The 11,570-nt window shown below is 66.9% G+C and carries 2 protein-coding genes, 1 tRNA gene and 2 rRNA genes (1 of these 5 only partly in view); 4 read left to right on the top strand and 1 reads right to left on the bottom strand.

Annotated elements, in window-relative coordinates:
* The 3 genes from OIE51_RS06630 to OIE51_RS06620 all read left to right on the top strand — a co-directional run.
* Nucleotides 1-2,538 (top strand): 23S ribosomal RNA (locus tag OIE51_RS06630) (it extends 569 nt beyond the left edge of the window).
* A gap of 62 nt (nucleotides 2,539-2,600) precedes the next feature.
* A 5S ribosomal RNA gene (gene rrf / locus OIE51_RS06625) occupies nucleotides 2,601-2,717 on the top strand.
* 4 nt (nucleotides 2,718-2,721) lie between these two features.
* Nucleotides 2,722-2,794: transfer RNA gene (locus tag OIE51_RS06620), tRNA-Thr, on the top strand.
* A 103-nt stretch (nucleotides 2,795-2,897) separates the two neighbouring features.
* On the opposite strand, the gene OIE51_RS06615 is transcribed toward OIE51_RS06620, so the two are convergent.
* On the bottom strand, nucleotides 2,898-5,492 hold the full coding sequence (locus OIE51_RS06615; RefSeq protein ID WP_326596213.1) for a SpoIIE family protein phosphatase: 2,595 nt from the start codon (nucleotides 5,490-5,492) through the stop codon (nucleotides 2,898-2,900).
* Nucleotides 5,493-5,728: 236 nt separating this feature from the next.
* Here OIE51_RS06615 and OIE51_RS06610 point away from each other — a divergent pair, with 236 nt between their 5' ends.
* Complete coding sequence (locus tag OIE51_RS06610; RefSeq protein WP_326596212.1) at nucleotides 5,729-11,254, top strand: HAMP domain-containing protein; 5,526 nt, start codon at nucleotides 5,729-5,731, stop codon at nucleotides 11,252-11,254.
* Nucleotides 11,255-11,570 lie beyond the last annotated feature (316 nt).

Raw genomic sequence — 11,570 nt, 5'->3', positions numbered from 1 at the left:
ACCGCGGGAGCGGAGTGAAATAGTACCTGAAACCGTGTGCCTACAAGCCGTGGGAGCGTCGCAGTCGAGTGCTTGCGCTCGGTTGTCGTGACTGCGTGCCTTTTGAAGAATGAGCCTGCGAGTTTGCGGTGTGTTGCGAGGTTAACCTGTTGGTGGGGAGCCGTAGCGAAAGCGAGTCCGAAGAGGGCGGTTGAGTAGCATGCCCAAGACCCGAAGCGGAGTGATCTAGCCATGGGCAGGGTGAAGCGTGGGTAAGACCGCGTGGAGGCCCGAACCCACCAGAGTTGAAAATCTGGGGGATGACCTGTGGTTAGGGGTGAAAGGCCAATCAAACTCCGTGATAGCTGGTTCTCCCCGAAATGCATTTAGGTGCAGCGTCGTGTGTTTCTTGCCGGAGGTAGAGCACTGGGTAGGTGATGGGCCTTACCGGGTTACTGACCTTAGCCAAACTCCGAATGCCGGTAAGTGAGAGCGCGGCAGTGAGACTGTGGGGGATAAGCTCCATGGTCGAGAGGGAAACAGCCCAGAGCATCGACTAAGGCCCCTAAGCGTGTGCTAAGTGGGAAAGGATGTGGAGTCGCAGAGACAGCCAGGAGGTTGGCTTAGAAGCAGCCACCCTTGAAAGAGTGCGTAATAGCTCACTGGTCGAGTGATTCTGCGCCGATAATGTAGCGGGGCTCAAGTACACCGCCGAAGTCGTGTCACTACGTGTAAGCGTGGTGGGTAGGGGAGCGTCGTGTGCCGGGTGAAGCAGCCGTGGAAACGAGTTGTGGACGGTTCACGAGTGAGAATGCAGGCATGAGTAGCGATTCACACGTGGGAAACGTGTGCGCCGATTGACTAAGGGTTCCTGGGTCAAGCTGATCTGCCCAGGGTAAGTCGGGGCCTAAGGCGAGGCCGACAGGCGTAGTCGATGGATAACCGGTTGATATTCCGGTACCCGCCGTGAAGCGCCAGCGCTGAATCTCTTGATGCTAAGCCCGTGAAGCCGCCCTTTGATCCTTCGGGTGATGGGGGAGTGGTGGAGCCGGTGGCCCGATGGGGTAGTAGGTGAGTGATGGGGTGACGCAGGAAGGTAGTCCATCCCGGGCGGTGGTTGTCCCGGGGTAAGGGTGTGGCCCGTCGTGCAGGTAAATCCGTGCGATATGTGGGTGAGGCCTGATGCCGAGCCGATTGTGGTGAAGTGGATGATCCTATGCTGTCGAGAAAAGCCTCTAGCGATGTTTCATGGTGGCCCGTACCCTAAACCGACTCAGGTGGTCAGGTAGAGTATACCGAGGCGTTCGGGTGAACTATGGTTAAGGAACTCGGCAAATTGCCCCCGTAACTTCGGGAGAAGGGGGGCCGTTCCTGGTGAGGGTGTTTACCATCTGAGCTGGGGGTGGCCGCAGAGACCAGCGAGAAGCGACTGTTTACTAAAAACACAGGTCCGTGCGAAGCTGTAAGGCGATGTATACGGACTGACGCCTGCCCGGTGCTGGAACGTTAAGGGGACCGGTTAGCTCTTCGGGGCGAAGCTGGGAACTTAAGCGCCAGTAAACGGCGGTGGTAACTATAACCATCCTAAGGTAGCGAAATTCCTTGTCGGGTAAGTTCCGACCTGCACGAATGGCGTAACGACTTCTCGGCTGTCTCAACCATAGGCCCGGTGAAATTGCATTACGAGTAAAGATGCTCGTTTCGCGCAGCAGGACGGAAAGACCCCGGGACCTTTACTATAGCTTGATATTGGTGTTCGGTTCGGTTTGTGTAGGATAGGTGGGAGACTGTGAAGTGTCGGCGCCAGCCGGTGCGGAGTCATTGTTGAAATACCACTCTGATCGTGCTGGATGTCTAACCTGGGTCCGTGATCCGGATCGGGGACAGTGTCTGGTGGGTAGTTTAACTGGGGCGGTTGCCTCCTAAAGAGTAACGGAGGCGCCCAAAGGTTCCCTCAGCCTGGTTGGTTATCAGGTGGTGAGTGTAAGTGCACAAGGGAGCTTGACTGTGAGACTGGCGGGTCGAGCAGGTGCGAAAGCAGGGACTAGTGATCCGGCGGTGGCTTGTGGGAGCGCCGTCGCTCATCGGATAAAAGGTACCCCGGGGATAACAGGCTGATCTTCCCCAAGAGTCCGTATCGACGGGATGGTTTGGCACCTCGATGTCGGCTCGTCGCATCCTGGGGCTGGAGTTGGTCCCAAGGGTTGGGCTGTTCGCCCATTAAAGCGGTACGCGAGCTGGGTTTAGAACGTCGTGAGACAGTTCGGTCCCTATCCGCTGTGCGCGTTGGAGTCTTGAGAAGGGCTGTCCCTAGTACGAGAGGACCGGGACGGACGAACCTCTGGTGTGCCAGTTGTTCTGCCAAGGGCATGGCTGGTTGGCTACGTTCGGGAGGGATAACCGCTGAAAGCATCTAAGCGGGAAGCCTGCTTCGAGATGAGGACTCCCACCCACTTGATGGGGTAAGGCCCCCGTGAGACCAACGGGTTGATAGGCCGGAGATGGAAGCCCTGTGAGGGGTGGAGTTGACCGGTACTAATAGGCCGAGGGCTTGTCCGCAGATGCTCGCGTCCACTGTGAAATCTCGAAGCCAGAGAACCGTAGGGATACCCTCAGGGTGTTCCGGTGGTCATGGCGGAGGGGAAACGCCCGGTTACATTCCGAACCCGGAAGCTAAGCCCTCCAGCGCCGATGGTACTGCATGGGGGACCGTGTGGGAGAGTAGGACACCGCCGGACTTCTGCCCCAATAGCTCAGTCGGCAGAGCGTCTCCATGGTAAGGAGAAGGTCAACGGTTCGATTCCGTTTTGGGGCTCTCACGAATTCAGGCCCTCGCCTTTCGGCGGGGGCCTTTTGCATGCTCCGGTGTCCAGGTTTCCCGATCTCCCGGATTTGAGGGTTTTCCCGGCTTCCCTGCCCTACTCGGGAATTCGCAGCGTCAGAATGGCCATGTCGTCGGACGGGGCGTCGGAGGCGAAACGCTCCACCGCCCGCAGGACACGCGCGGCCACCGCGCCCGCGGTCAGTCCCGTGCACGAGCTGAGCACATCCGCCAGGCCGTCGTCCCCCAACATCCGCGTGCCTTCGCGGCGTTCGGTCACGCCGTCGGTGACACACAGCAGAACGTCGCCCGGATTCAGCGTCGCGCTCTGCTCGTACAGCTCCAGATCGTCCATCACCCCGAGCAGCGGCTGTGGGCTGGCGGCCGGCGAGACCGTGCCGTCCGGGGTGAGACGCAGCGGCAGCGGATGACCCGCGCACACCATCTTCAGCAAGGCGCCGCCCTTCGGCTGCGGCCACAACTCCCCGTACAACAGCGTCAGGAAGCGCGCCCGCGGGCCCTCCTCCAGGATCGCCGCGTTCAGCCGCTCCAGCACCGCCGGGCCGCCGAGGCCCTCACGGGCCAGCAGGCGCAGCGCGTGCCGGGCGAGGCCGGTCACCGCCGCGGCCAGCGGGCCCGTGCCGCAGACGTCGCCGATGGCGAAGCCGTACGCGCCCTCGCGGATGGGGAAGACATCGTAGAAGTCACCGCCGACCTCGTTGCCCTCGCCGGCCGCCCGGTAGATGACCTCGACATCGACCCCGTCGATGTCGGGCAGCTCCGGCGGCAGCAGACTGCGTTGCAACGACTGGCTGATGGCGGTGCGTTCGCTGTAGAGGCGCGCGTTGTCCAGGGCCAGCGCGGCCCGGCGCGAGAGGTCTTCGGCCAGCTCCAGGATGTCCTGGCGGAACCGCTCGCCCGTGGGCTTGCCCAGCACGAGCAGGCCGATGACGCGGTTGCGCGCGACCAGCGGCAGTACGACCGTTTCTCCTCCCACGGCCGAAGCGGTCGCGGAGCGGGTCGACGGGGGCAGGCCGAGCTCCAGGCTCCGCAGCGAGCTGCGCAGCGTCGTGTCGCTGGCCGCGTCCGCCGGGGTCGGCCAGGGGCGGACACCGAGACCGATGTCGGGGTCCGGCGGATCGAGCCGCTCCAGCAGGGCCTTGATGCCGTCGATGCGGTCCTCGTCCTCGTGCAGCACATAGGAGAGGACGGGCTCGGAGCCCGGGTCGTGACTGGTGTAGACGGCACACCAGGTCGCCAGGGTCGGGACGGTCATCTGCGCCATCAGCGCGAGCGTCTGGTTCCGGTCGAGCGTGCCGGCCAGCAGCTCGGACGCCTCGACCAGGAAGGCGAGCGAGCCGCGCCGCAGCCGCTCCAACTCGGTCAGCCGGGCCGACTCCACGGCCAGGGCGATCCGGTCGGCGGCGAACTGGAGCCGCAGCGCCTCCGCGTTGCTGTACCGGCCGGGCGTCTCGGAGGCGACTCCCAGCGAACCCGTGAGCCGGCCCTCCACCTTCAGCGGCACGGTGACCACGGCGTGCATTCCGGTGCCGGACAGCAGGGGCACGGCGCCGGGGGAGATGGCCAGGTCCTCGTGGACCGACGGCATCCGCGCCGACCCGTACCGACCGCTGCCGGTCTCGACGGGGACGCGGGCGAAGCGCTGCCGCGCGGAGGGCAGCCCGGTCGTGGCGCGGACCTCCAGCTCGGTCTCGTCGTCCGTGGCCAGCAGCAGGAAGGCGGCGTCGCCGTCGAGCATGTCGCGGGCCCGCTCGACCGTGCGCTGGAGGAGACCGTCCAGGTCGTCCGGCGGCGGAGTGCCGATCAGCGCGTCCAGCGGGTCGCCGCCCGCCCGGTCGAGGGCGTCGGCGGCGCTGCCGTGGACGGGGCCCCGGGAAGGGCTCTGGAGGATCGCGCGCTCTTGGTCGCGCACGATGAGGCAGACCGTCGAGGGTTCGCCGTGGGCGTCGCGGACCCGCAGGTGGCAGGCGTACACCGGAACGGTGCGGCCGTCGGAGTCCCGCAGGCCGTAGCTGCCCTCCCAGCGGGAGAAGGCCAGGGCCTCCGCGATTCCGGTGCCGGTGCCGGGCGTCTGCGGCCAGGCCGCGAGGTCGGCGAGCGGCTTGCTGACGACCTGCTCCGCCGTATAGCCGAAGAGGTCTCTCGCGTCGTCGTTCCAGACGGTGATGGTGTCGGCGCGGTCCACCTGGACGACGGCGACCCGGGTCCGGGTCTCGCTGACCGGCAGCGCCTCGATGGGGATCACCGGCCCGGCCAGGCGGGTGCCGACGGGCAGCACCTGCTGGTCGAGGCGGAACCACACGCACTTCTCGGCGGCGGTGTAGTCCACGCCCCAGCGGGAGGCGAGCGCCGCGCACAGCAGCAGCCCGCGCCCGCCCTCGCTGTTCAGGTCGAGCCGGCCGCGGGAGACCTCGGCCAGCGGCAGCTCGCGCTCGGGGTGCCGGTCGACGACCTCGACGCGCACGCCCTGCTCGTCGCGGAGACAGCGGACCTCGGCGGACGTTCCGGCGTGGACGACGGCGTTGGTGACGAGCTCGCTCGTGAGCACCACGGCGTCCTCGATCAGGTCGGCCAGGCCCCAGCCCTGGAGGGTGTCCCGGACGAATCCCCGCGCGGTGGCGACCGAGCGTCCTACCGGCTCGAAGATGGCCGCAGCTCGCGCGGTGATCACGTCACTCCCCCAAAGGTCGTCTGGTCGCTGTCCGATGCGTCATGGACAGCCGGATGCCAGGTTACTGACGTCGGCGGGCTTGGCGGGCGCCGCGTCGGATGATTTCCCCCTGACCGGGAGATCAGTGGTATGCGATGCTGCCGAACTGTTATCGCCCGGTCGGTGAGGAGTGAAACACTGGGGGTGCTCGATGCACGCCCGGGCGGAATGGTCGATCCTGCGGGAGGGACACAGTGGTGTCTGACGGAGCAGCAGCGCGCGCCGGCACGCGCACGCGAACGAGGAGGTCCCGGGGCAGCGGCACCGTTGAGGTGGACGCCGCCGCGCTCAACCGGCTGCTCTCGGCTCTGGAATCCATGCGGGACGGGAATCTGCGCAAGCGGCTCACGGTCGCGGGCGACGGGCCGATGGCCGAGATCGCCGCCGTGTACAACGAGGTGGCCGACCGGAATCTGCACGTGACCGGACAGATCGCGCGGGTGCGGCGGGTCGTGGGCCGGGAGGGCAAGCTCACCGAGCGCATGGAGACCGGCCTGTGCGAGGGCGCCTGGTCGAAGGCCATCGACGACGCCAACGAGCTGGTCGAGGATCTGGTGCGGCCGGTCGCCGAGGTCGGGCGGGTGCTGTCCGCCGTGGCCGAGGGCGATCTGCGGCAGCGGATGGACCACCGCGCGGACGGCGGGAGCGCGGCGGGGCGCCCGTTGCGCGGGGAGTTCCTGCGGGTGGGCCGGACGGTGAACGGGCTGGTCGACCAACTCTCCGAGTTCACCGACGAGGTGACCCGGGTCGCCAGCGAGGTCGGTACCGAGGGCAAGCTCGGCGGCCAGGCCAAGGTGCGCGGCATGTCGGGCTCCTGGAAGGACCTGACCGACTCCGTCAACACGATGGCCGCGCGGCTGACAGCGCAGGTCCGCGACATCTCCGTGGTCACCGCGGCGGTCGCGGGCGGTGACCTGTCGCGCAAGGTCACGGTGCACGTGGCCGGGGAGATGCTGGAGCTGAAGAACACTGTCAACACGATGGTGGACCAGCTCTCCTCCTTCCAGTCGGAAGTCACCCGCGTCGCCCGGGAGGTGGGCACCGACGGGGTGCTCGGTGGCCAGGCGAAGGTGCCGGACGTGGCCGGTGTGTGGAAGGACTTGACCGATTCGGTCAATCTCATGGCCGGAAACCTGACGAAGCAGGTCCGGGAGATCGCCCAGGTCACGACAGCTGTGGCCAGCGGTGACCTGTCGCAGAAGATCACGGTGAGCGCGCGGGGCGAGATCGCCAGGCTCGCGGACACGATCAACGCGATGACCGAGACGCTGTCCTCGTTCGCCAACGAGGTCACCAGGACGGCCAGCGAGATCGGCACCGAGGGCACGCTCGGCGGGCAGGCGCGGGTCCAGGGCGTGGCCGGCGTGTGGAAGGAGCTGACGGACTCCGTCAACACGGCCTTCCGCAACCTGTCGGACCAGGTGCGGGACATCGCGCAGGTGACGACGGCGGTCGCGAACGGCGATCTGTCCCAGAAGGTCACCGTGGACGTCTCCGGGGAGATGCTGGAGCTGAAGAACACCGTCAACCGGACCATCGACCAGTTGTCATCCTTTCAGTCGGAGGTGACGCGGGTCGCACGGGAGATCGGTGACGAGGGCGCGCTGGGCGGTCAGGCGTCCGTGCTGGGGGTGGCGGGGGCCTGGAAGGACCTGACCGACTCGGTGAACACCGCCTTCCGGAACCTGACCGGACAGGTCCGCAACATCGCGCAGGTGACGACCGCGGTGGCGAACGGCGATCTGTCCCAGACGGTCACGGTCGAGGTCTCCGGTGAGATGTTGGAGCTGAAGAACACGGTCAACCGCATGGTCGACCAGCTCTCCTCCTTCGCGGATCAGGTGACGCGGGTCGCCACGGAAGTCGGCATCGAGGGGCGGCTGGGCGGCCAGGCCCGGGTGGACGGTGTCAGCGGCACCTGGAAGGCGCTGACCGACTCCGTCAACCGGATGGCGTTCAACCTGACCGACCAGGTGCGGAACATCGCGCAGGTGACGACGGCGGTCGCGCGGGGTGATCTGTCGCAGAAGATCGAGGTCGACGCCCGGGGCGAGATCCTGGAGCTCAAGAACACCGTGAACACGATGGTGGATCAGCTCTCGTCGTTCGCCGAGCAGGTGACCCGGGTGGCCCGTGAGGTGGGTACGGAGGGCAGGCTCGGCGGTCAGGCGCAGGTGTCGGATGTGGCCGGTGTCTGGCGGGATCTGACCGATTCCGTCAATGGCATGGCCGCCAACCTGACGGATCAGGTGCGGAACATCGCGGGGGTGGCGACCGCCGTGGCACGCGGTGATCTGTCGCAGAAGATCACCGTGGACGCGCGCGGCGAGTTCCTGGAGCTGAAGGAAACCCTCAACACGATGGTGGATCAGCTCTCGTCGTTCGCCGAGCAGGTCACGCGGGTGGCCCGTGAGGTGGGTACGGAGGGCAGGCTCGGCGGCCAGGCCGAGGTCGAGGGAGTCTCCGGCACCTGGAAGGACCTCACCCAGTCCGTCAACGGGATGGCCAACAACCTCACCTCCCAGGTCCGCAACATCTCGGAGGTCACCACGGCGGTCGCCAAGGGCGACCTCACCAAGAAGATCACGGTGGACGCCCGGGGCGAGATCCTCCAGCTGGTGACCACGGTGAACACCATGGTCGATCAGCTGTCCTCGTTCGCGGAGCAGGTGACGAGGGTCGCCCGGGAGGTGGGCACCGAAGGACAACTGGGCGGCCAGGCGGAGGTGCGCGGCGTGTCCGGCACCTGGAAAAACCTGACCGATAACGTCAACCTGATGGCCAGGAACCTGACCACTCAGGTGCGGAACATCTCCGAGGTCGCCACGGGCGTGGCCAACGGCGATCTGTCGCGCAAGGTCACCGTCGAGGCGAGCGGCGAGGTGGCCGCGCTGGCCGACACGGTCAACCGGATGGTCACCACACTGTCGTCGTTCGCCGCCGAGGTGACCCGGGTGGCGCGCGAGGTGGGCACCGAGGGCCGCCTGGGCGGTCAGGCGAAGGTGCCGGGCGTCTCGGGGACCTGGAAGGACCTGACCGAGTCGGTGAACTCGATGGCGTCGAACCTGACCGGACAGGTCCGCAACATCACCATGGTCACCACCGCCATCGCCAAGGGCGACCTGACCAAGAAGATCGACATCGACGCGCGCGGCGAGATCCAGGAGCTCAAGGAGACCCTCAACACGATGGTCGACCGGCTGTCGCTGTTCGCCGAGCAGGTGACCAAGGTGGCCAGGGAAGTGGGCACCGAGGGGCAGCTGGGCGGCCAGGCACGGGTGCCCGGCGTCGCGGGCACGTGGAAGGACCTCACCGACTCCGTCAACGAGATGGCGGTCAACCTCACCCGTCAGGTGCGCGACATCGCCCGCGTCGCCGCCTTCGTGACCCGTGGCGACCACAACGTGCGTATCGACACGGACGCCGCCGGCGAGATCCTGGTCGTCCAGGAGAACGTCAACGCCATGATCCGGAACCTGCGCGAGGCCACTTTGGCCAACAAGGAGCAGGACTGGCTGAAGGGCAACCTGGCGCGCATCTCGGCGCTGATGCAGGGCAGGCGCGACCTGAAGGACGTCGCCGGCCTGATCATGAGCGAGCTGTGCCCGGCGGTCACGGCGCAGCACGGCGCGTTCTACCTGGCGGTGCCGGCGGACGGCGACATCGATGTGGTGGCCGGGCCCGGCGAGGGCGACGACTACGAGCTGCGGATGCTCGCCTCGTACGGGTACGCGGCCGGCGCGCAGGCCATGTCGTTCCGACCGGGGGAGTCGCTGATCGGCACCGCGGCGGCCGAGCGCCGCACGCTGCTGTTCGGGCCGACGCCCGAGGGCTATCTGAAGATCTCCTCGGGGCTGGGCGAGGCCCCGCCGGTCACGGTGATCATCCTCCCGGTGCTCTTCGAGGAGCGGGTGCTCGGCGTGCTGGAGCTGGCTTCGTTCAAGCCGTTCACGCAGATCGAGCGGGACTTCCTCTCGCAGATGGCCGAGATGATCGCCACGAGCGTGAACACCATCAGCGTCAACACCCGTACCGAGATGCTGCTGGCGCAGTCGCGGGCGCTGGCCGACGAGCTCCAGGACCGTTCCGCGGAGCTGGAGCGGCAGCAGCTCGCGCTCCAGGAGTCCAACGCCGAGCTGAAGGACAAGGCGGATCTGCTCGCCAAGACCAACCGGAACATCGAGGTCAAGAACTCGGAGATCGAGGAGGCCAGGCGCGGCCTCCAGGAGCGCGCGGAGCAGCTCGCGGTCTCGATGCGCTACAAGTCCGAATTCCTGGCGAACATGTCGCACGAGCTGCGCACCCCGCTCAACTCGCTGCTGATCCTCGCCAAGCTGCTCGCCGACAACGCGGACGGCAATCTGTCCCCCAAGCAGGTGGAGTTCGCCGAGACGATCCACGGCGCGGGCACGGACCTGCTCCAGCTCATCAACGACATCCTCGATCTGTCGAAGGTCGAGGCGGGCAAGATGGAGATCAGCCCGGCCAGGATCGCGTTGGTGCAGCTCGTGGACTACATCGAGGCGTCGTTCCGTCCGCTGACCGCGGAGAAGAACCTGGAGTTCTCGGTGCGGGTGTCGCCCGAGCTGCCCGCCACCCTGCACACCGACGAACAGCGGCTGCTCCAGGTGCTGCGCAACCTGCTGTCGAACGCCGTCAAGTTCACCGAGACCGGCTCGGTCGAGCTGGTGATCAGGCCGGCGGCCGCCGAGGTGCCGGAGGACATCCGCGAGCAGATGCTGGAGAGCGGCTCGATCCAGAGCGCCGACGCGCCGCTGGTCGCGTTCGCCGTCTCGGACACCGGCATCGGGATCGCGGCGAGCAAGATGCGGGTGATCTTCGAGGCGTTCAAGCAGGCGGACGGCACGACCAGCCGCAAGTACGGCGGCACCGGGCTCGGTCTGTCGATCAGCCGGGAGATCGCGCGGCTGCTCGGCGGGGAGATCCACGCGGCGAGCGAGCCGGGGCGCGGGTCCACGTTCACCCTCTTCCTACCGCTCCAGCCGGCCGAGTTGCCGCCGCCGGGATACACGCAGCTCGCCAACGCCACGCTGACCGGCGTGGAGGAGCGGCCCCAACTGCCCCCGGCCCAGGGGGATGAGGAGCCCACCGAGGAGCCGGAGGCCGCCGCCGAGCCGGCGCGTGGCGCCCTGGCCGGTCCGGAGGACAAGGGCCGGCGGGCGTCGATCGCGGCGGAGCGCGCCGCGGAGTCGTTGACGCGGCGGCACCGCGAGCGGTTCATGGACAACGGGCAGACGCGCGGCCGGCAGCCGGAGCGGGCCGCGGAGCGGGCCGCCGAGGAGGAAGAGGCGGCGCGGCTGCGGCAGGTGTACCGGGACTTCAAGGGCCGGAAGGTGCTGATCGTCGACGACGACGTGCGCAACGTCTTCGCCCTCACCAGCGTGCTCGAACAGCACGGGCTGCGCGTACTCTATGCCGAGAACGGGCGGGAGGGCATCGAGGTGCTGGAGTCGAACGAGGACGTGGCGCTGGTCCTGATGGACATCATGATGCCGGAGATGGACGGGTATTCGACGACGTCGGCCATCCGGCGCATGCCGCAGTTCGCCGGCCTGCCGATCATCGCGCTGACCGCGAAGGCGATGAAGGGCGACCGGGAGAAGAGCATCGAGTCCGGGGCCTCGGACTACGTGACCAAGCCCGTCGACACCGATCATCTCCTGACTCTGATGACCGAGTGGATGGAGAACGGGCAGGAGTGATCTACCACACGAAGCGCCCCCGCGAACGGAACTTCCTCGGTGGCCCGAGCGTTTTCCCCGTGCGTACAGCGTAGTTCGCCGGGGCAGACAGTGCGTGGTATCGTGACGCAGCGCGATGCGATGATCACCGATCGCCCCGCGTCATTGGCCGCTGGACGAGCGGACAGATCGATTTCTGGTGTGGCGGGGGTCAGGCCGGAAAGTCTTCGGCTTCTCGCGATGAGGCGAGGGCCCGTCGGAAGCTATCGGGCGCGGTCGCGCGAGCGGCCCGGGTTCGCTGGCAATCGTGCCGGAGTTGATGCCAACATGTCCGGCA

The sequence above is a fragment of the Streptomyces sp. NBC_01803 genome (assembly GCF_035917415.1).
GTDB lineage: Bacteria > Actinomycetota > Actinomycetes > Streptomycetales > Streptomycetaceae > Streptomyces.
The sequence above is the reverse complement of the archived record's forward strand: the minus strand, read 5'-3'. Positions and strand labels throughout refer to the sequence as shown.